The sequence below is a fragment of the Micromonospora sp. NPDC023869 genome (assembly GCF_055559695.1).
Genome location: NZ_JBVHKD010000004.1, coordinates 423,965 through 442,538, shown reverse-complemented (window position 1 = coordinate 442,538; position 18,574 = coordinate 423,965). Strand labels below are relative to the sequence as shown.

Genomic DNA, 18,574 nt, shown 5'->3' with positions numbered 1-18,574 from the left:
GGGGTCAGCCGGCGTGCTTGCGGCGGGCGGCGGTGCGCGCCCGCTGGGTCTGGTCGAGCACGACCTTGCGGATGCGTACGGCGGCGGGGGTGACCTCGACGCACTCGTCCTCGCGGCAGAATTCGAGGGCCTGCTCCAGCGACAGCTTGCGCGGCGGGATCAGCTTCTCGGTCTCGTCGGCCGTGGAGGAGCGCATGTTGGTGAGCTTCTTCTCCTTGGTGATGTTGACGTCCATGTCGTCGGAGCGGGAGTTCTCCCCGACGATCATGCCCTCGTACACCTCGGTGGTGGGCTCGACGAAGAGCTGGCCGCGCTCCTGGAGGTTGGTCATCGCGAAGGCGGTGACCGCGCCGGACCGGTCGGCGACCAGCGAGCCGTTGTTGCGGGTCCGCAGCTCGCCGAACCACGGCTCGTACGACTCGAAGACGTGGTGCAGGATGCCGGTGCCGCGGGTCTCGGTGAGGAACTCGGTGCGGAAGCCGATCAGGCCGCGCGCCGGGACCAGCCACTCCATTCGGATCCAGCCGGTGCCGTGGTTGACCAGTTGCTCCATCCGGCCCTTGCGGGTGGCCAGGAGCTGGGTGATCGCGCCGAGGTACTCGTCGGGCGAGTCGATGGTGAGCCGCTCCACCGGCTCGCAGGTGCGGCCGTCGATCTCGCGGGTGACCACCTGCGGCTTGCCGACGGTCAGTTCGAAGGACTCGCGGCGCATCTGCTCGACCAGGATCGCCAGCGCCAGCTCGCCCCGGCCCTGCACCTCCCAGGCGTCCGGGCGCTCGGTGGGCAGGACCCGCAGCGACACGTTGCCGATGAGTTCCTTGTCCAGCCGGTCCTTGACCATGCGGGCGGTGACCTTGGCGCCCTTGACCCGGCCGACCAGCGGCGAGGTGTTGGTGCCGATGGTCATCGAGATGGCCGGCTCGTCGACGGTGATCAGCGGCAGCGGCTGCGGGTTCTCCGCGTCGGCGAGCGTCTCACCGATCATGATCTCCGGAATGCCGGCGACGGCGATGATGTCGCCCGGGCCGGCCGAGTCGGCGGGCTTGCGCTCCAGGCCCTCGGTCATCAGCAGCTCGGAGATGCGGACCCGCTGGGTGCTGCCGTCGGTGCGGCACCAGGCCACGCTCTGGCCCTTGGCGATGGTGCCCTGCCGGACCCGGCACAGCGCGAGGCGGCCGAGGAACGGGGAGGCGTCGAGGTTGGTGACGTGGGCCTGGAGCGGGGCCTGCTCGTCGTACGCGGGCGGCGGGATGGTGTCCAGCAGGGTGCGGAACAGCGGCTCCAGGCTCTGGCTGTCCTGGGGTACGGAGCCGTCGGCGGGCTGGGTCAGCGAGGCGATGCCGTCGCGGGCGCAGGCGTAGACGATCGGGAAGTCGATCTGCTCCTCGTCGGCGTCGAGGTCGAGGAAGAGCTCGTAGGTGTCGTCGACGACCTCCTTGATCCGGGCGTCGGGACGGTCCACCTTGTTGATCACGAGGATGATCGGCATGCGGGCCTTGAGGGCCTTGCGGAGCACGAACCGGGTCTGCGGCAGCGGGCCCTCGCTGGCGTCGACCAGCAGCACCACGCCGTCGACCATGGTCAGGCCGCGCTCGACCTCACCACCGAAGTCGGCGTGGCCGGGGGTGTCGATGATGTTGATGGTGACCGGGTCGGAGCCGTCCGCCGGCAGGTAGCGCACGCCGGTGTTCTTGGCGAGGATGGTGATGCCCTTCTCGCGTTCGAGGTCCATCGAGTCCATCACCCGCTCGGTCACCTCGCCCCGGGCGCCGTAGGCGCCGGCCTGCCGCAACATGGCATCGACCAGGGTGGTCTTGCCGTGGTCGACGTGAGCGATGATGGCGACGTTGCGAAGGTCGGTGCGCAGCTGCATGAGCTCCATCCTCCCGCCTGGTCGGTAGCCGCGTGGCGTCGGGGTCACCGGAGAGTGGGGCCGCGCGGTGACGGAGAGCACTGTCACACTTGCAGGGCAGTCCTGCCGAGGTGATCCGGGGGCGCCGTGCACGATCTGCTGAACTCGGTGCAGAGCCTGCCACCGGGTCTTATCTACGTGGTGGCGGCCCTGGTGGTGGCGGCCGAGACGGCTCTGCTCGTCGGGTTGGTGGCGCCCGGTGAGGCCACTCTGCTGTTGGTGGGCTTCCTCACGTACACCGGGACGTTGCGGCTCGGTCCGGCGCTGGCGGTGATGATCGTCGCGGCGGCGACGGGGGACGCGGTGGCGTTCCGGGCCGGGCGGCGCTACGGGCCCCGGTTGCGGGCGAGCCGGTGGGGTGTGCGGGTGGGACCGCAGCGGTGGGCGCGGGCGGACGCGATGCTCGGCCGGATGGGCGGACGGGGTGTGCTGACCGCCCGGTGGGTGGCGTTCGCCCGGACGCTGGTGCCCCGGCTGGCGGGTGCGGCGGGCATGCCGTACCGCCGGTTCGCGCCGTGGAACCTGGCCGGGGTGGCCACCTGGGTGGGCGGGTCGGTGCTGGTGGGGCACCTCGCGGGCGAGTCGTACGAGACGGTGTCGCGGCTGCTCGGTCGGGCCACCGGCGCGGTGCTGGTGTTGATCGCGGCCCTGCTCGCGGTGGTGCTGGTCGGGCGGTGGCTGGGGCGTAACCCGGATCCGGCGCGGGCGTTGTTGACCCGGGCCGCGCGGCTGCCGCCGCTGCGGTGGTTGTCCGCCCGGTACGGGCTGCTGTTCTTCCTGCTCAGCCTGCGGCTCGGTCCGGCGTGGGCGTTGCTGGCGAACCTGGCGGCCGGGGTGGTGCTGTTGTTCGTGGTCGGTCTGGTCATCACCTGGACGTTGCGGACGGTGGTCCGGCACAGCGGTCTCGCGCTGGTGGACGGGGCGATCGCGGGATGGTTCGCGGCCCGACGTACGCCGGACGCGGTGGAGGCGACGCAGGCGGCGGTGTCGGTGCTGCGCGGCTCGTCGCTGATCGTGGTGGTCGCGGTGGTGGCGCTGGTGCAGGCGTGGCGGCACCGGCCGTGGCAGGCGGACCTGCTCAGTGTGGTCGGCACGGTCGGCGCGTTCGTGCCGTTGGTGGTGCTGGCGGTGGTGGCCGACCTGGCCGCCGGAGGTCGGACGGTGCTGTTCTCCACGCAGAACGTGGTGGTCACCGCCAGTCTGTGCACGCTGGCCTGGTTGCTGTCGCGGGGGGCGCGGTGGCCGTTGGCGGTGGCGGCCTGGACGGTCGCGGCGGTCGGGGTGGTCGCCATCGGCGGGGCGCGGCTCTATCTGGGGATGAGCACGGCCAGCGGGACGGTGGGCGCGGTGTTGCTGGGCGCGGCGTGGCCGGCGGTGTTCATGGTGGCGTGGGCCACTCGGGACCGGGCGGTGACCGCCGGGTCGCGGGGCGATCCGGGCTACGGCTCGGCGGTGTAGCCGAGAGGGGGGTTGACCTGGGCGGGGTGGATGTGCGGGCCCCGAATCACGACCTGTGGCTGTTAGGGTGCGGCGGGCTCGTCACTGCCGAAGGGGGTCGACATGGGACGGAGCGTCACCAGGCTGGGCGCCGCGCTGCTCGCCGGAGTGTTGTTGGCGACCGGGGGAGGTTGCGCCAGAGTGGACGCTCCCGCGACGGAGGTGCCCGCGCCGGTCGCGTTCCCGGCGGAGGCGGCGGATCCGACGCCGGCCACCGAGTCGGAGGCGCCGGACGAGGCCAGTCCCACGCCGAAGGCGGTCCAGTCGATGGGGGCCGCGCCCCGGTCCGCTGCCGCGCCGTCGCCGACGGCGAGCGTGCGGCCGACACCGCGACGGAGCGCCCCGGCACCCCGGGCGGTGCCGAAGCCGCCGACGGAGACCAACGTGCCGCCGAAGCCGCCGAAGCCCGCGCCCAGTGGCTGCCGGCCCACGTACAAGGGCGAGCAGGCCAGCCGGGCGCAGGCCAAGGCGGCGCTGACCGACGCGGCAGGCCGGACCTACTGGCCGACCTCCGCGCCGGACATCCGTGTCCCGCTGAACCTGATGATGGCGACCGCCTGGCAGGAGAGCGGGTGGCAGTCCAACATCGTCGCCTGCGACGAGGGCATCGGCCTGATGCAGGTGATGCCGGACACCGCGACCTGGATGAACCAGCGGTTCGGGCAGAGCTACGACGTGTGGGACTACCGGGACAACGCCTACCTCGGCGGCACCTATCTGGCGTGGCTCACCAAGTACATCGGCGACATGTACTTCGACGCCGACTACCGGCTGGACGCGAGCCTGTGCACCTCGGGCGTACTGGACTCCTGTCTGCTCAACGCGGTGATCGCCGCGTACAACTTCGGTCACGGGGCGGTGGCCCGGCCGGGAGAGCCGTTGGCGATCCCCAATCCGGGTTACGTGCGCAACGTGCGGGCGCTCATGTCGGAGTGCGTCTGCCTGGGGTTCTGATCGCGGGTGATCCGGCCCGGCCACCAGAACTTCTCGCCGAGCAGGAACGCCAGCGCCGGCACGACGACCGTGCGGACGAGCAGGGTGTCCAGCAGGACGCCGAGGCAGACGATGATGCCGATCTGGGTCAGCGTGATCAGTGGCAGCACGCCGAGCAGCGCGAAGACGGCGGCGAGCAGGATGCCGGCGCTGGTGATGACGCCGCCGGTGGCGCGGAGCGCGGAGAGCATGCCCTCGCGGGTGCCGGTGGCGCGGGCGTCCTCCCGAGCCCGGGTGACCAGGAAGATGTTGTAGTCCACGCCGAGCGCGACGAGGAAGACGAAGGCCAGCAGCGGCACCGTGGTGTCCAGTGCCGGGAAGCCCAGGACGTGGTCGAAGAGCAGCCACGCGCCGCCGAGGCTGGCGAAGTACGAGGCGACCACGGTGACCACCAGCAGCACCGGCGCGATGATGCCGCGCAGCAGCAGGACGAGCACGGCGCCGACCAGCAGCAGGATCAGCGGCAGGATCACCCGTAGGTCCCGGTTGTCGGCGGCGGCGGAGTCGTAGTCGCCGGCGAGGCTACCGCCCACCAGGGCACCCGAGACGTCGTCGACGCCGGCCGGGGCCGGGGGCGCCGAGTCGGGTACGGCGGCGACGGCGTCGCGCAGCGCGGCCAGGGTGCGGTTCGCAGCGGCGGTGCCGGGTTCGGCGTCGAGGACGACGTCGATCTGGGCGACGGCCTCTCCGGCGGGGCCGGGTCGGGCGGAGGCGACCCCGTCGACGGTGGAGGCGGCCTCGGTGACGGCCGGTACGGCGCCCGGGTTGGTCATCACGGCGACGGGTTGAGTGGTGCCGGCGGGGAAGGCGCGGCCGAGAGTCTGCGCGCCGGCCACCGCCTCCGGCTCGACCCGGAACTGCTCGGTCTCGGACAGGCCGGTGCGCAGGCCCAGTCCGCCCAGGGCGAGCGCGGCCAGCAGCAGGGTGGCCAGTGCCGCGACGGGCACCGGGCGGCGGATCACGGCGGCGCCGAGGCGGCCCCAGATCCGGCCCTCGCGGCCGACGCTGCCGACCTCGGGCACCAGCGGCCAGAACAGGCGGCGGCCGCCGAGCACCAGGGCGGCGGGCAGCACCAGCAGCGCCGAGGCCATCGCGAGCAGGATGCCGGTGGCGCAGGCCACGGCGAGGGCACGGTTGAGTTCCCGTTCGCTGAGCAGCAGCGTGAGTACGCCGAGCATGACGGTGCCGCCGCTGGCCAGGATCGGTTCGGCGGTGCGGCGCAGGGCCTTGCGCATCGCGACGAAGCGGTCCTCCTCGCGGCGCAGTTCCTCGCGGTAGCGGGCGATGAGCAGCAGGGCGTAGTTGGTGGCGGCACCGAAGACGAGGACGCTGGCGATGCCGGTGACGGCGCCACCGGCGAAGTTGATGCCGACCGCCGGGATGATGGTGTCCAGGGCGCGCAGGGTGATCTGTTCGGTGGCCGCCACGATGGTCAGCGGGACCAGCCAGAGCAGCGGGCTGCGGTAGGTGACCAGCAGCAGGACCGCGACGACGGCGGCGGTGAAGGCCAGCAGGGTGAGGTCGGCGCCCTCGAAGACCTTGGTGAGGTCGGCGGTGAAGGCGGGCCCGCCGGTGACCTCGACGGTCAGCTCCCCGGGCAGTGCGGTGAGTGCCTCGCGCAGCTCGGCCACCTGTGCGGTGACCGCGTCCTGGCCGCCGGCGGTGGACATCGGCACGACGACCAGGGCGACCGTGCCGTCGGGGGAGACCTGGAGCGGGACGACCTGGCCGCCGACGGCGACCTCGCTGAGCCCGGTGGTGCCGTTGGTGATCGCGGCCCGGTCGGCGTCGGTCAGCGGGGCGTCGTCGTCGCGGCTGACCACGACCACGGCGGCGGCGACGTCGCTCTGGGGTAGTTCGTCCTGGAGTAGCTCGACCTGGGTCGACTCCCAGCTCTCGGACAGCCCGGTGGCGGAGACCGGTGCCGGGTTGTCGGGGGTGGGCAGGGCGAAGACGATCGCGCCGAAGACGACCGTCAGTAGAACGGTGAGCCAGGCTGCGCGGCGGCTACGCGCGACGCGGGTTAACACGGACATCCGTAAGGGCCCCTCGAAACAGGTCTCTCGACAGCCAGATATCTAGACAGTCGAGAGTTTTACCCATCAAGATAGATGTGGCAACTACTGGCGGGGTGAGAATCTCGACATCGGTGGGGAACGTCCGGCTGGGTATGCTCCGACGCGGGCGTTCGGGAGGGGAAGCGGCGCGACGTGGCGGCTCAGGGGATGTACCGGCGGCGGGATACCCGCCGGGACCTGCTGATCGCCGAGATCACCGCGGAGTTGCGCCGTTACGGCGTGGACGCCCAGCACGTGGGGCACGCCTTCGCCGGGCAGCACGGCCTCAACGTCACCGACCTGCAGGCGCTGATCGCGGTGATGGACGCCGAGCTGGCCGATGCGCCGATCACGCCCGGGCGGCTCGGCGAACACCTCGGCATCTCCTCCGGATCGGTCACCGCCCTGATCGACCGGCTGGAACGGGGCGGGCACATCCGGCGCGACCGCGATCCCACCGACCGGCGCAAGATCCTGCTGCGCTACGCCGACCGTGGCGCCGCGCTGGCGATGGACTTCTTCCGACCGCTGGGCGAGCGCACCGACCGGGTGATGAGCGGCTTCCGCGACGACGAGCTGGAGGTGGTGTACCGCTTCATCTCGGCCATGGGCACGTCGCTGCGGGAACACCGGGACACGGTCCGCGGCGCCCGACCCGAGTCGCCCCGACGCCGGACGGACTGAGCCGATGTGGGATCGGCTGACGTCGGCGCTCGTCGGGGCCGCGCTGCGACTGCCGCCGGCGCGTACCCGTCGGGTCACCGTCACCCGGGACATTCCGGTGCGGGCCCGCGACGGGGTGATCCTGCGCACCGACCACTACCGCCCCGACCTGGCGGACGCGGCCACCGTGCTGATCCGTACCCCGTACGGGCGGGGCGGGCCGATGCGGCTGCTCTGCCGGCTCGCCGCCGAGCGTGGATTCCACGTGGTCATCCAGTCCTGCCGGGGCACCTTCGGTTCCGGCGGGTCCTTCGACCCGTTCGTGTTCGAGCGCGACGACGGGCTGGACACCCTCGACTGGCTGCGCCGCCAGCCCTGGTGGCGTGGTGCGTTCGGCATGTTCGGCGCGAGCTATCAGGGTTTCGTGCAGTGGGCGCTGGCCGCCGACGCGGGTCCGGAGCTGCGGGCGATGGTCGCCGTGGCCACCGCCTCCACCACCCGCGACTCCACCTACGCGGGTGAGTCGTTCGCCCTGGACACGGTGCTGACCTGGGTGGAGCTGCTCCAGGCGCAGACCGTGCCGTGGCTGGCCCGGCAGTGGGAGCTCAAACGGGGTCAACCCCGGCTGGCCGCCGCCCTGGCGCACCTGCCGCTGGTCGAGGCGGACCGGATCGCCACCGGGGTCACCGTGCCGTTCTTCCAGCAGTGGCTGGAGCACCACACCCCGCAGGCCGACTACTGGCGTACCCGGGTCTTCGACGACCGGCTCGACCGGGTGCGGGCCCCGGTGGCGATGGTCAGCGGGTGCCACGACATCTTCCTGCCCGCCCAGTTGCGCGACTACGCGGCCCTGCGCGCCACCGGCGCCCGGCCGAGGCTGGTGGTGGGGCCGTGGACCCACGGCAGTCCCGGCCTGTTCGTGGCCGCGCTGCGCGAGGGGTTGGGCTGGCTCGACGAGCACCTCAACGACCGCAGCGCCGAGCCGGTCGGCGGCGCGCCGGTGCGGGTGCACCTGGGCGGTGCTGGTGGCGGCTGGCGTGACCTGCCCGACTGGCCACCACCGGCCCGGGCCGTCCGGTGGCACCTGCACCCGGGCTTCGCGCTGCGCACCTCGGCGCCGGTGCCGTCAGCGCCGGACGGCTTCTGGTACGACCCGGCCGACCCGACGCCCTCGCTGGGCGGCCCGCTGCTGGTGGCCCAGCGCGCCGGGCCGTTCGACAACCGTCCGGTCGAGGCCCGTCCCGACGTGCTGACCTTCACCACCGACCCGCTGACGTACGCGGTCGAGGTGATCGGTCCGGTGCGGGCGGAGATCCACCTGCGGAGCGAGCTGGCCCACCTGGACGTCTTCGTGCGACTGTGCGACGTGGACCGGCGGGGCCGTTCCTGGAACGTGTGCGACGGGCTGGTACGCGTCGACCCGCAACGGTTCCGGCCGGACGCCACCGGCGCGGTCGCGGTGCCGGTGGAGATGTGGCCGGCCGCCCACCGCTTCGCCCCCGGGCACCGGTTGCGGTTGCAGGTCTCCGGCGGGGCCCATCCCCGGTACGCGCGCAACCCGGGCACCGGTGAACCACTCGGCGCTGCCATCACTCTCCGTGGTGGACGCCGGGAGATCATCCACGACCCGGAGCATCCGTCCGCAGTGGTCCTATCGGTCGTCCACTCTGCCTCACAGCCTTCTCCAAGCTGAAACAAAGCGGCTCTGAGCTGGGCATTCGTCCAGAAGTGGGGCTATGGTGGGAGTACGCCCGGCGCTGTGCAACCACTGGCCGGGAGCGCTTGTGCAGCCTTCCTACCGCGCACGCGGTGTCACTGCCGTGCCCGGCCCCCGACGAATCAGCAGAGGGGGGAACCATGACGCGGGCACCGGCGAACCTGATGGCCGTCCGCAGCTTGCTGCTCAAGCACCTCAACCGCGATCCGAACCGGGTACGCGACGAGGACCTGGAACCCAACGAGGTCGGCATCGTCGGCGACGCCAACCACCGCGGGGGGTACCACACCGGATCGGACCGAGTCGTCGCGAACGACTACTCGGTGGTCGAGTCACCCCGGGACCGCAACGGTCTGACCCTGGACGCGGCCGCGCTGGACGTGGGCATGTTCCGGGTCAGCAGCGGCGGTCGCCACCACGACCTGGCCACGTTCTCGACCTGGTGTGTGGCCCAGTGCGCCGCCAACACGGCGGACACCCGGGACATCCGCGAGATCATCTACTCACCGGACGGCAAGGTGGTGCGGCGGTGGGACCGACTGGGGCGGCGCAGCACCGGCGACCGTTCCCACCTGTGGCACACCCACTTCAGCTTCTTCCGAGACTCGATCAAGGCGGGACGTGACCAGACGCCGCTGTTCCGCCGCTACCTGACCACCATCGGACTCATCACGCCCGAGCAGGAGGAGATGGACATGACCCCCGAGGAGCACAACTGGCTCAAGACCGTTCACCGCAACCTCACCGTCCTGGACGGGCGCAACCCGATCGGGCAGACGTACACCCGCACGACCATGGGTGAGGACCACACCGACCCGAAGTTCAAGGTCGGGCACCCGACGCTGCGGAGCCTGGGCGCGCAGTTGACCGCGTTGCAGACGGCGGTGGAGTCGTTGGCCAACCGCGACTTCACCGACGAGCAGGCGATCATCACCGGCGTGTTGGCCGGGCTCACCCCCGAGGAGATCGCGGCGGCGATCCCGCCGACCGTGGCCGAGCAGGTCGTGCAGGAACTGGGCCGGCGGCTGGCCGCCTGAGGCGAGGCACCGGTGCACGTGAGGCGGCGGCCGGTCGTGCCGGCCGCCGCCACCCCGGCACGGGTCACATCGGTCGGACGTTGTCCGCCTGCGGCCCCTTCTGCCCCTGGGTCACGTCGAACTCGACCTTCTGGCCCTCGGTCAGCTCCCGGTAGCCACTGCTCGCGATGGCCGAGTAGTGGACGAAGACGTCTGGGCCTCCACCATCCTGTTCGATGAAGCCGAAGCCCTTTTCCGAGTTGAACCACTTTACGGTGCCGGTTGCCATGCGTCTCTCTCCCTGTTCCAGGCGGGCGACCGCCGGCTCCACGCCGGTGGCCGCCCGATACCTTCCCGACAGTAACCGGTGAATAGCGGATTTGCGGGGCGAAGCGCCTCAGGGAGTCGTCGGCGGGGCGATCCAGGCGGTGGAGAACCGGATCAGGGATGACCCGGAGCACACCAGCCGCAGTGTGGGGAGGAATCCTGATGTCCACACCCAGGGTCAGGCAATAGCGTACGGGGCATGGCGAACCAGCTGGCCCAGGTCGGAGAACTTCCCGTCGCCCTGTTGATGGCGGTGCTCGGGGTGGTCATGCTCTTCGACGCGGTCCCGCTGTTCGGTGTCCTCGTCCCCGGCGACGTGGCGATCCTCGCCGCCGTGGCGGTCGGCAGCCCGACCACGGGGCTGGCGACCTTCGTCGCCGTGGTCACCGGATGCCTCGCCGGATGGTCGCTGACTTTCCTCGTCGGCCGGCGGTGGGGCGCGGACCTGCGTCGCAGCCGCTTCGGTGGCTGGGTCGGGGAGAGCCGCTGGGCCACCGCGGAGGTCATCCTGCGTCGCAACGGCGGCCGGCTGGTGCTGGTCGCCCCGTTCCTGCCGGTGTTCAATGCGCTGCTGCCGCTGGCGGCCGGCGGCCTGAACATGTCGTATCCGCGCTTCCTCGGCTTCGCCTCGCTCGGCGCGGGCGCGTGGGCCGGGCTCTATCTGGCGGTGGGCACCGCGTCGCGCTCGCTGGTCGGGCTGCTGCCCGGTGGCGCCAGCCCGATGCTGGTCACCATGGTCGGCGGCCTCCTGCTGGCCGCCCTGGTGCTGGTCGGCGTGCGGCGCCGGCTGCGCGAGGTCACACCCTGAGCTGCGGACACCGGTCCGGATTCGACGACTGCGCATCGCACCCGGACCGGCGTCGGCGGGTTCACCAGCCCCGGGCGCGCCACTCCGCCAGGTGCGGGCGTTCCGCGCCGAGCGTCGAGTCCCGGCCGTGGCCCGGATAGAACCAGGTCTCGTCCGGCAGCCGGTCGAACAGCTTGTGCTCCACATCGTCGATGAGCGCCGCGAACCGCTCCGGGTCCTGGTCGGTGTTCCCGACACCACCCGGGAATAGCGGGGGCACTCAGAGTGCATTACTCTCCCACCCGTGGCGGCATTCGAGGACTACCTGTACGCGCGCATCAGCCAAGACGAACTGGGCTTGGAAAAAGGGGTCACCCGGCAGCTACGGGAAGCCCGCGACTATTCGGAGAAGACCGGCGGAACAGTGGCCGGCGAATACTCCGACAACGACATTTCCGCCACCAAAGCCCCGCCCCGGCCCGGCTTCGACGGGCTCATGGCCGCCGTCACCGCCCCCAACCTGGACGGGGTGCAGCGCCGCATCGTGCTCGTGCACACCTCCCGGCTGTGGCGTAACCGGGTCGAACGGGCCCACGGCATCGAACTGGGCGGCCGACACGCCCTCATCGTTCGGCCAGTCAACGGTGTCGAACTGGACCTGCGGACCGCGCAGGGGCGGATGCTGGCGGAGATGCTGGGCGCCCAGGACACGGGCGAGTCTGAGACGAAAGCGGAACGCATCCAGTCGGCGGCCCGTGAACGCGCCGAGGAAGGCCGCGCCAACGCGTACGTGCTGTACGGCTGGCGGCGCGTGTACGAGCACGACAACCGGGGGCGGGTCATCGGATCCCGCGATGAGGAAGACCCAGAGCAAGCCGACGTGGTGCGCGACATTGTGAAACGGCTCCTGGCTGGCGACACACTCCTGGGTATCACCGACGATCTGAACCGGCGGGGTGTGCCTGCCCCGCGTGCAGGGTGGGTCCGGAAGGGGCGTGCGAACGGTCAAACCCCGGACGGGCAGCGGTGGGGCAAGACGAGCGTGAAGAAGGTGGCGGTGCGGCCCGCAAACATCGGGTTGCGGATCTTTCACCGGGGTCGCCCGGATGAGCAGATGCTGCCCGCTAGGTGGCCCAGCATCGTCGACCCGGACGATCATGAGCGGGTGGTGGCGCTGCTGTCGGACCCGGCACGCGGGCAGCTCAAACCGGCAGCCCGGTCGCATCTGCTGACGTGGGGGATTGGCGAGTGCGGTGTGTGCGGGGCGCACCTGCGGACGTCGTGGAAAGGCAACCAGAAGTTTGGGCAGAAGCAGCTTCTGTACCTGTGTGAGCGACGCGGCTGCGTGGGCCGTAACGAGGCGTCCGTGGATGCGCGAGTGGATGCGGTGATGGTGGCCCTGCTGTCCCGCCCGGACGTGCTCGGCTTGTTGGAGGGGTCACAGTCGAGGCAGGTGGAGTTGCTGTCGCGGGCGGAGGCGTTGCGGGCACGCATGGCATCGGCTGCGGCGGCGTTCGCGGAGGGCGAGATGACCGCCGAGCAAGTGCGGATCATCAACGGCCGCCTGCGCCCGCAGATTGAGGCGGCGGAAGCGGAAGCCCGGCAGCATCAGCCGTCGCCGCATCTGTCGCTGGTGGTGGCGTCGGTGGGGGAGCAGGCAGCGCAGCGGTGGGCCGGGTACACGGTGACGCAGAAGCGGGCGATCATGGAGGCGTTCGGGGTGCGGGTCATCATCGACCGGGCAAAGAAAGGTCCGGGGTTTGATCCACAGTCTGTGCGGATCATTCCCCGGACCTCGGATGCTGCTGTCTAGCCGCTGCGTTTTCCTGTCCCTGGCCGTTGCGGTAACTGGATCACTGATCCGTCGCTGCCGTCGCCTCGGTCGCCAGCAGAGCGGATGCCCCACTCGTCGCGGGCGTCGTCGGCCTTCCCCGCCCAGTAGCGTTGCCGGTCGGCGCGGTCCCGGGCGGCGAAGATCCGCTCGACCGTCTGGGTGATGATTTCTGGCTGGGCGGTGACGGCGTCCCGGATTGCCTTGATGATCAGATCGTTGCGGTAGGCGTCGATCTGGTCTTGTGCGGCGGTGCGGGCCAGGTCGCCGCGTACCCGCATGTAGCCGACGACGAGGGCGACGCTGACGAGCACGAGCACGCCGAAGGTCATGGCGTGTACGCCGAGGGCGACTCCCATGCCGGCGCGGTGGCGGCTGGTGACGGCGTGGATGGTGAAGGCCGCGACGTCGAATGTGGTGAGGACTGCGGCGGTTGTGGCGGCGGCGGCCATCCCTCGTGGGGGTGTGGCAATGGCGCGTGCGTTGAGCAGTTTCTCGATGTGCTGGGTTTGCTTGTCTTCGAGGCTGGTCATTGGGGTTCTCCCGTGAGGCTGGTGGTCGGTCGGCGTGGGTGCGCGGGCCGGTCAGCCTGACGGGGGTTGTGGTGGTGGCGTTCTGCCTCCGGGTCTCTGGTCGGTGCTGGGGGTGGCGGTGCTGCGGTCTCGGCGGGTGCTGCTGCTGTCGGCGCCGATTCCGTCCAGGGTTTGGATGTTGCTGGCGGCGGCTGGTGCGCGGTTGCAGTCGCCGAGGTCGGGACCGTCGACCGGTTCCGGCTGCCCGCCGACGGCGGTTGCGGTGCGGGCGGCACGGATGGTGTCGGGCCGCTCAACCTGTGCGCGCGGTTTCGCGGCCGGCGGGGTGGCGGTGATGGTGAGGTGTGGGGCGCCCGAGCTGGTTGCACGTGGGGGTTGCTCGGCCAGCTCGGGCGCCGTTTTGGGGCCGCTGCCGTAGGCGGGCGGCGGGGTGGTGTCGACCGGGTCGGCGGGTGTGTCGACGTCGACCGGGTCTGCCGGTTCGGCGGGGACGTCCGGCGTGGTGTCGGGGGCCGGCAGGTCGGTGACCGTGTCTAGCGCCCCGTCGGTGATGTCGGTGACCTGGTCGACGGCATCTCCGACGATGGGCAGCGGCTCCACGACCTTGTCCACCGTGTCGGTGACGGTGTCGACGGTGCCGCCCACTGTCTTGTCCACGGTGTCTGTCACTGCTTTGACGGTGTCGCGGACGGGTGTGGGCCGGTCGGCGGCTGGACTGCCGGTGACGGTGTCGACGATGGTGCTGATGGTGCCGCCGGCTGGTTCGGTGTCGTCGGCTCGGGCGGGCTGGTCTGCGCCGATGGCTATGGCGGTGCCGGCGATACCGGCGGCGGCGTAGAGGAGTAGGCGGGTGAGGCGCATTGATCGGTCCCCCCATGGATCGACGCGGATGCGTTACCTGCTGTTCACGTTCTGGGATGCTTTACATTGGCTGATTGTTGCCAGTGGGCGAATCCCGTGTAGGTGTGTAGTGGGCTGGCCTGCTGTCGGCGTTCGATCGCCTGTTCGGTTGACCCCTGTTTGGGGGTCATGCCCCGCTTTGGGCGCAGACCATCGACCGGCTTGATCAATGGGCCGGGTTGAGTATCCGACCGTGCACGCCATCGACGCAGCGAGCAACTTCTACTTGTCACGACATGCGGGATCTGCAAAGTTCCCGGCAACCCGTAGCCTCTGGCGAGGATCGCTCGTTAACCTGCGCCGACGGCAGGGCCGGGCAGAAACCACCGATCCCCCGGCAGTAGCTCCGGCTCGACGGCATCAGTCCGCCACACCACCCACACCGGGATGCCCTCATCAACGTGCACGTTCATGCGTAGCCGGTCGGGGGCGGTGGGGGTGCGGCATTCGATCCTGACCGCGTCGGTGAGGTCGATGGGCTGCTTCTCGAAAACGCGCCGCACCCGCGTAGCCTGCCCCTGCCGTGTGACAACGAGCCCTTCGCTGCGCAAGGTTGCTACCGCCGCACGCACGAGGGTGCGGGACACGGGGTGGGTTTCTTGCAGGTAGCGGTCTGCGGGGAAGGCGCTGCCGGGTTTGAGCTGGCCTTCGAGGATTTGGGCGCGCAGCAGGTCGGCCAGCTCGTGTGAGCTGATCGGCGGCTGCGGGCGGACCACATCCGGTAGTCAACGGCAGGGCTTGGGTGGTGTTGTCGGCCACCATGTCACGACAAGTTGATGACAGTCGATGTGCTGTGGATGTGTTGCGGCCCGCACCGACGGGGTGGGTGCGGGCCGCTGTGGGTGCGCCTCGTCTGGGGGGATTGGCGGGGCGCGGGGTTGATTCTACGCCTGTCGATTGCTGTCCGTGATCCTGGCGTCACTTCACGGCAGGCTGCCCGTGTCGATCGCTGGCATCCGAATGCCACGGCAGCGCCAGCCCGTCGCCCTGCGTTCGAGGCGCGATGTGCCAGTGCAGGTGCATCACGCTCTGCGTCGCGGCAGCCCCAACGTTGGCGATCAGGTTGCACGGGTGTGGGGCAATCTCGGCTGCCCGCGCCACCGTCGCGGCCGTGACCTCGGGCCGTTCCAGGGCGTCCCGCACATGCGCAGCCGGAATGACGAGCACATGCCCGTCCACGACCGGGCCGAGCGGCACGATCGCCACGGCGTCAGGCCAGCGGCGTACGACGGCGGCCGGGCTCGTCCCGTCCACGATCCGGCAGAACACGCAGTCGCTCACGGGCCGTCCTCGCTGGGGACCACCACGGGAACGACGATGCCGCCCGGCTTCATCATCTGCATCTCGGTGATCGGGTCGATGCGGGTGTGGTCGTTGGCCGCCAGCGGGGTCACCTCGCGGTGCGTGCCGTACTGGTCTGTCTGCTCGGCGAGCCAACGCCAGATGTGCGCCTCGTCGTTGAACTCGGCGGGCGGCACGATCGCGGCTAGGTCGGGATGTTGGCGTGCCAGTTCCGGCTTGCACTCTTCGGCGGCTCGGGGAAGTTGGTGGGTGAACAGGTTGTCGCCGGTCATGTGGTTGAGGATGCGGTACACGCCGTCGATGTGGTCGGGGGAGACGAGGCGGCCGGTGGTGATGGTCAGGATGTCGCCGAGGTGAAATCGCATCGGTCGGTCCTCTCGGGTTGGGCGGCCCGGGACGGACGCCCCGGGCCGACAGCGGGTCAGTGCGATTCGGCCTCGTGGTCGAGTGCAGCGGCCACCAGCTCGGCGAGCGTCAGCCCGGTCTGGTCGCCTTCCAGGTCTCGGGCGATCACTCCGAGGTGGCCCGCGACGTCGCCGTGCTGGCGGGGGCAGAGCCACGCGATGACCGGCTTGTCGCGGTGCGCCATGTAGGTGATGACCTTGTACTCGTCGAGCAGGCCGGGGGTGTCGTCGTCGCCGAGGAGGTGGTGGCGCTGCTCGGCGGTGAGGGTGTCGGGCATGGTGCTCTCCTTCGGTCGGGTCGGTCAGCTGGTCCAGCGGGTGACCGGGAACGCGCCCGGCGTAGACGGGTCGGCGCTGCTCAGGTGCCAGTCGGCGTCGCTCGGCCCGGTGTTGACCACCCAGATGTGCGACATAGCGTCAGTGACGTCGGCGAGGGTGGAGAACGCGAACGGGTAGCGCTCGCCGTAGAACTCCCGGGCGTGCCTGCGTAGCGCGGCGACCATCCGGTGCGTGCCGACGTGGCCGAGGGCGATCACGTCGCCGTCCTCGCCGATGTCGGCCATCGGGACGCCGTAGTAGGTGCCGAGCATGTCGAGCGGAGGCGTGGTGCCGATGGGCAGGTCCCAGGGTGCGGGTGCGGTGATCGTGGGCATGGTGTTCTCCTTCGGGGGTCGGTCTGGTCGGCTACCGCTCGCCCCGGACACCGGTTCCGGAACGGCGGTACGCAGGTCAGGCCGTGCGGGCGTGCTCCCACGCCGCGTCGTCGTCCACGAACGGCTCCGGTGGCAGCGGCTCCACGAAGGTGCGGCCCCGGTCGTAGTGCGGGATCGAGTCGCCGCCCCGACGCGGCACCAGAACCCGCTCCCACGCCTGATGCTGGTCCCCGCGCTTGTCGTAGTAGTAGCCGTCGTCGTCCGAATCCTCGTCGTCGTCCGTCGAGTTGGGGCCAGTGATGCCCAGCTCCTTCATGTCGGCGTCGCTGAGGTCGCTGTAGGTGCACTCCACCGACGCGGTCACCTCGTAGGCGTCGGGGTGGTCGAGGTGGCTGTAGGCGGCGCGGATCTCGTCGAGGCAGGCGACCATGCGCTGCTGCCAGTCGACGGGCATGGACTGCATGAGCGCGCGGGGGAGCACGAGGTAGTTGGAGTAGGTCAGCTCGAACCAGGCGTGGACGGGGCCGTCGAGGCGTGCGTTCTGCTCATCGGCGGAGATGGCGGGTGCGGTCTGGGTGTCGGTCATGCGTTGCCTTCGATCGGCTTGGGTCGAGTGAGAGACGCGATTGTGTTGAGCGCCCTGAACAGGCTGGCGATGTCGTCGGGCGTCATGGCCGCCAACTGCTCGACAGTGACCCGCCGGTTGAAGCTCAACCCGACCACCGGGTCTGGGTGATCGGCAGGCTTGCGCTCGCGGCGCTGCACGGCGGGACGTTCGGCGAGAGGCGTTATCCGGGCCAACAGGGCGGCGGCGCGCGTCCGATACGAGTCCCGCGCCAACTCCGATCCGGCACTGTCAGGCCAGTCGAATACGTCGGATCCCTCGAAGTAGGCGAGGTTGCTTGCGGCGCGCTCGATGCGGTTGTCGGGATGGTCTGCGGCGTCGGTCATGTGGTTCCCCTTCGGATCAGGCGGTGGCACGCAGGTGCGGGGGCCACGTCCGGTAGCGGTCGAACAGGGCCTGGTCGACCGGCGCTTCCAGCAGCTCGTTGGCCTTGTCGACGGTCAGGCCGTTCGCGGTCAGACCGGCAAGAGCGCGCTCGTGGGTGAAGTGGCCGGATGCGTGGTGCACGACGATGGACTCATTGCACTCGCCGAGCAGGTCGGACAGGAACATGGGCGGCTCCGTTCGGTCAGTTGGTGGGTTCGCTGGTTGTGCTGATCGGGTCGCGAACGAAGAAGTTCTTCGTGGCTCGCCACTGCAACCAGACCTCGTGGTCTGGGTTCCGTCGGGCGTGACGGCGTCCTCGCGCACTCAGGTCACTCACGGCGGGAGATGTGATGTCTCCGCAGGTGCCGCAGACGAGCTTGTGATCGATCTCGTCAACAGCCGTGACGATGCGAACCAACTGTCAGTCCTCCGGGTCGCAGATCGTGCAGTCGACAGCCGCCGTCGTTGGATGGGCGATGCACACCATCAGCGTTTCGATCGACGGCCGGGCTGGTGCGTGGGCGGCAAGGATGCCGGTCCATGGCCGTGTAGCCGTGCGGGTCGGTGGAGGTGTCCACGTATTCGGCGAACGCGCTGTCGACGAACACGGCGTAGCGGGTGCCAGCCGCGCCGCAGGCGTCCTGATGAGCGAAAGGCTGCCGACTCATCGGTACCTCCACTTACACAGGGCCAAAGTCGGCCGGGTAAGAGTTCGTCGTGGGCGAATCCGGACCGGCCCACGGCTGTCCGGCGTCTGCCAGCTCTGGCCTCCCAGCCAGTCGGGGTGCCCCACTACGTCGAGCTGCGTACCGGCTGGTAGCAGTCCCCAGGTTCGGCTCCATCGGGCGCCGACGACCGTGACCGTCAGGCCGGTCACGAAGCGGCTATGCCGCTTGATGCGGACGGGAAGTCGCCACTGGCCGGGGCGGGCGGATGTCCGCCAGAGCTTGTTTTTCACACCGCCTCCCTAGACGATTAAAGTGGATGCCAC

General features: G+C 70.4%; 21 protein-coding genes and 1 pseudogene. 7 read left to right on the top strand and 15 right to left on the bottom strand.

The features are described from left to right. Positions 1–4: 4 nt before the first annotated feature. The gene (gene typA / locus ACZ31C_RS15805; protein WP_465795901.1) at positions 5–1,873 is read right to left on the bottom strand and encodes a translational GTPase TypA; all 1,869 of its coding nucleotides are present in this window, start codon (positions 1,871–1,873) and stop codon (positions 5–7) included. Positions 1,874–1,999: 126 nt separating this feature from the next. Between typA and ACZ31C_RS15800 the strand changes: the two genes are divergently transcribed. Both ACZ31C_RS15800 and ACZ31C_RS15795 read left to right on the top strand, forming a co-directional pair. Beyond that, a complete protein-coding gene (locus ACZ31C_RS15800; RefSeq protein ID WP_465795900.1) occupies positions 2,000–3,370 on the top strand; it encodes a DedA family protein in 1,371 nt (456 codons plus the stop codon). Positions 3,371–3,472: 102 nt separating this feature from the next. Continuing rightward, the gene (locus ACZ31C_RS15795; protein WP_465795899.1) at positions 3,473–4,363 is read left to right on the top strand and encodes a transglycosylase SLT domain-containing protein; all 891 of its coding nucleotides are present in this window, start codon (positions 3,473–3,475) and stop codon (positions 4,361–4,363) included. Here ACZ31C_RS15795 and ACZ31C_RS15790 read toward each other — a convergent pair. Beyond that, positions 4,309–6,438 (bottom strand): MMPL family transporter, encoded by a 2,130-nt coding sequence (locus tag ACZ31C_RS15790; RefSeq protein ID WP_465795898.1) that lies wholly within the window; start codon positions 6,436–6,438, stop codon positions 4,309–4,311. The genes ACZ31C_RS15795 and ACZ31C_RS15790 overlap by 55 nt on opposite strands. A 189-nt stretch (positions 6,439–6,627) precedes the next feature. Between ACZ31C_RS15790 and ACZ31C_RS15785 the strand changes: the two genes are divergently transcribed. The 3 genes from ACZ31C_RS15785 (at position 6,628) to ACZ31C_RS15775 (ending at position 9,876) form a co-directional block, all read left to right on the top strand. Next, positions 6,628–7,143, top strand: coding sequence for a MarR family winged helix-turn-helix transcriptional regulator (locus ACZ31C_RS15785; protein WP_396743300.1), 516 nt, complete (start codon positions 6,628–6,630; stop codon positions 7,141–7,143). Positions 7,144–7,147: 4 nt separating this feature from the next. Then, positions 7,148–8,815 (top strand): CocE/NonD family hydrolase, encoded by a 1,668-nt coding sequence (locus tag ACZ31C_RS15780; RefSeq protein WP_465795897.1) that lies wholly within the window; start codon positions 7,148–7,150, stop codon positions 8,813–8,815. 164 nt (positions 8,816–8,979) lie between these two features. Then, on the top strand, positions 8,980–9,876 hold the full coding sequence (locus ACZ31C_RS15775; RefSeq protein ID WP_465795896.1) for a hypothetical protein: 897 nt from the start codon (positions 8,980–8,982) through the stop codon (positions 9,874–9,876). A 64-nt stretch (positions 9,877–9,940) separates the two neighbouring features. Here ACZ31C_RS15775 and ACZ31C_RS15770 read toward each other — a convergent pair whose 3' ends face one another. Then, a complete protein-coding gene (locus ACZ31C_RS15770; protein ID WP_111219891.1) occupies positions 9,941–10,144 on the bottom strand; it encodes a cold-shock protein in 204 nt (67 codons plus the stop codon). 237 nt (positions 10,145–10,381) lie between these two features. Here ACZ31C_RS15770 and ACZ31C_RS15765 point away from each other — a divergent pair, with 237 nt between their 5' ends. Further along, positions 10,382–10,990 (top strand): DedA family protein, encoded by a 609-nt coding sequence (locus ACZ31C_RS15765; protein WP_396742854.1) that lies wholly within the window; start codon positions 10,382–10,384, stop codon positions 10,988–10,990. Between the two features lie 61 nt (positions 10,991–11,051). Here ACZ31C_RS15765 and ACZ31C_RS15760 read toward each other — a convergent pair. After that, a pseudogene (locus ACZ31C_RS15760) lies at positions 11,052–11,240 on the bottom strand (MBL fold metallo-hydrolase); the annotation flags it as partial. A gap of 33 nt (positions 11,241–11,273) precedes the next feature. Here ACZ31C_RS15760 and ACZ31C_RS15755 point away from each other — a divergent pair. Continuing rightward, positions 11,274–12,782 carry a recombinase family protein gene (locus tag ACZ31C_RS15755; RefSeq protein ID WP_465795895.1) on the top strand — a complete coding sequence of 503 codons (1,509 nt, stop codon included), beginning with the start codon at positions 11,274–11,276 and terminating at the stop codon, positions 12,780–12,782. Here the strand turns inward: ACZ31C_RS15755 and ACZ31C_RS15750 are convergent. The 11 genes from ACZ31C_RS15750 to ACZ31C_RS15700 form a co-directional block, all read right to left on the bottom strand. Next, positions 12,779–13,333 (bottom strand): hypothetical protein, encoded by a 555-nt coding sequence (locus tag ACZ31C_RS15750; RefSeq protein ID WP_465795894.1) that lies wholly within the window; start codon positions 13,331–13,333, stop codon positions 12,779–12,781. The genes ACZ31C_RS15755 and ACZ31C_RS15750 overlap by 4 nt on opposite strands. Positions 13,334–13,384: 51 nt before the next feature. Then, a complete protein-coding gene (locus ACZ31C_RS15745; RefSeq protein WP_465795893.1) occupies positions 13,385–14,194 on the bottom strand; it encodes a hypothetical protein in 810 nt (269 codons plus the stop codon). Positions 14,195–14,523: 329 nt separating this feature from the next. Further along, complete coding sequence (locus tag ACZ31C_RS15740) at positions 14,524–14,949, bottom strand: GntR family transcriptional regulator (RefSeq protein WP_465795892.1); 426 nt, start codon at positions 14,947–14,949, stop codon at positions 14,524–14,526. A 202-nt stretch (positions 14,950–15,151) separates the two neighbouring features. After that, entirely contained in the window at positions 15,152–15,514 is a 363-nt protein-coding gene (locus tag ACZ31C_RS15735; RefSeq protein WP_465795891.1) for an HIT family protein, read from the bottom strand. Then, positions 15,511–15,900 (bottom strand): DUF7736 domain-containing protein, encoded by a 390-nt coding sequence (locus tag ACZ31C_RS15730; protein WP_465795890.1) that lies wholly within the window; start codon positions 15,898–15,900, stop codon positions 15,511–15,513. Before ACZ31C_RS15730 ends, ACZ31C_RS15735 begins: the two co-directional genes overlap by 4 nt. A gap of 56 nt (positions 15,901–15,956) precedes the next feature. After that, positions 15,957–16,217: a hypothetical protein gene (locus ACZ31C_RS15725; protein ID WP_465795889.1), complete on the bottom strand. Its 261-nt coding sequence runs from the start codon at positions 16,215–16,217 to the stop codon at positions 15,957–15,959. A gap of 24 nt (positions 16,218–16,241) precedes the next feature. Beyond that, a complete protein-coding gene (locus ACZ31C_RS15720) occupies positions 16,242–16,592 on the bottom strand; it encodes a hypothetical protein (protein ID WP_465795888.1) in 351 nt (116 codons plus the stop codon). A gap of 76 nt (positions 16,593–16,668) precedes the next feature. Continuing rightward, complete coding sequence (locus ACZ31C_RS15715; protein WP_465795887.1) at positions 16,669–17,178, bottom strand: hypothetical protein; 510 nt, start codon at positions 17,176–17,178, stop codon at positions 16,669–16,671. Further along, on the bottom strand, positions 17,175–17,543 hold the full coding sequence (locus ACZ31C_RS15710; RefSeq protein WP_465795886.1) for a hypothetical protein: 369 nt from the start codon (positions 17,541–17,543) through the stop codon (positions 17,175–17,177). The genes ACZ31C_RS15715 and ACZ31C_RS15710 overlap by 4 nt, the downstream gene beginning before the upstream one ends. Before the next feature lie 16 nt (positions 17,544–17,559). Further along, positions 17,560–17,769 (bottom strand): hypothetical protein, encoded by a 210-nt coding sequence (locus tag ACZ31C_RS15705; RefSeq protein ID WP_465795885.1) that lies wholly within the window; start codon positions 17,767–17,769, stop codon positions 17,560–17,562. Positions 17,770–17,975: 206 nt separating this feature from the next. Beyond that, complete coding sequence (locus ACZ31C_RS15700) at positions 17,976–18,251, bottom strand: hypothetical protein (RefSeq protein WP_465795884.1); 276 nt, start codon at positions 18,249–18,251, stop codon at positions 17,976–17,978. Positions 18,252–18,574: the final 323 nt, after the last annotated feature.

Coding starts and splice junctions, on each gene's coding strand:
- typA (WP_465795901.1), bottom strand. CDS start 1,873: ATGCAGCTGCGCACCGACCTTCGCAACGTCGCCATCATCGCTCACGTC.
- ACZ31C_RS15795 (WP_465795899.1), top strand. CDS start 3,473: ATGGGACGGAGCGTCACCAGGCTGGGCGCCGCGCTGCTCGCCGGAGTG.
- ACZ31C_RS15790 (WP_465795898.1), bottom strand. CDS start 6,438: ATGTCCGTGTTAACCCGCGTCGCGCGTAGCCGCCGCGCAGCCTGGCTC.
- ACZ31C_RS15785 (WP_396743300.1), top strand. CDS start 6,628: ATGTACCGGCGGCGGGATACCCGCCGGGACCTGCTGATCGCCGAGATC.
- ACZ31C_RS15780 (WP_465795897.1), top strand. CDS start 7,148: ATGTGGGATCGGCTGACGTCGGCGCTCGTCGGGGCCGCGCTGCGACTG.
- ACZ31C_RS15775 (WP_465795896.1), top strand. CDS start 8,980: ATGACGCGGGCACCGGCGAACCTGATGGCCGTCCGCAGCTTGCTGCTC.
- ACZ31C_RS15770 (WP_111219891.1), bottom strand. CDS start 10,144: ATGGCAACCGGCACCGTAAAGTGGTTCAACTCGGAAAAGGGCTTCGGC.
- ACZ31C_RS15765 (WP_396742854.1), top strand. CDS start 10,382: ATGGCGAACCAGCTGGCCCAGGTCGGAGAACTTCCCGTCGCCCTGTTG.
- ACZ31C_RS15750 (WP_465795894.1), bottom strand. CDS start 13,333: ATGACCAGCCTCGAAGACAAGCAAACCCAGCACATCGAGAAACTGCTC.
- ACZ31C_RS15745 (WP_465795893.1), bottom strand. CDS start 14,194: ATGCGCCTCACCCGCCTACTCCTCTACGCCGCCGCCGGTATCGCCGGC.
- ACZ31C_RS15730 (WP_465795890.1), bottom strand. CDS start 15,900: ATGCGATTTCACCTCGGCGACATCCTGACCATCACCACCGGCCGCCTC.
- ACZ31C_RS15725 (WP_465795889.1), bottom strand. CDS start 16,217: ATGCCCGACACCCTCACCGCCGAGCAGCGCCACCACCTCCTCGGCGAC.
- ACZ31C_RS15720 (WP_465795888.1), bottom strand. CDS start 16,592: ATGCCCACGATCACCGCACCCGCACCCTGGGACCTGCCCATCGGCACC.
- ACZ31C_RS15715 (WP_465795887.1), bottom strand. CDS start 17,178: ATGACCGACACCCAGACCGCACCCGCCATCTCCGCCGATGAGCAGAAC.
- ACZ31C_RS15710 (WP_465795886.1), bottom strand. CDS start 17,543: ATGACCGACGCCGCAGACCATCCCGACAACCGCATCGAGCGCGCCGCA.
- ACZ31C_RS15705 (WP_465795885.1), bottom strand. CDS start 17,769: ATGTTCCTGTCCGACCTGCTCGGCGAGTGCAATGAGTCCATCGTCGTG.
- ACZ31C_RS15700 (WP_465795884.1), bottom strand. CDS start 18,251: ATGAGTCGGCAGCCTTTCGCTCATCAGGACGCCTGCGGCGCGGCTGGC.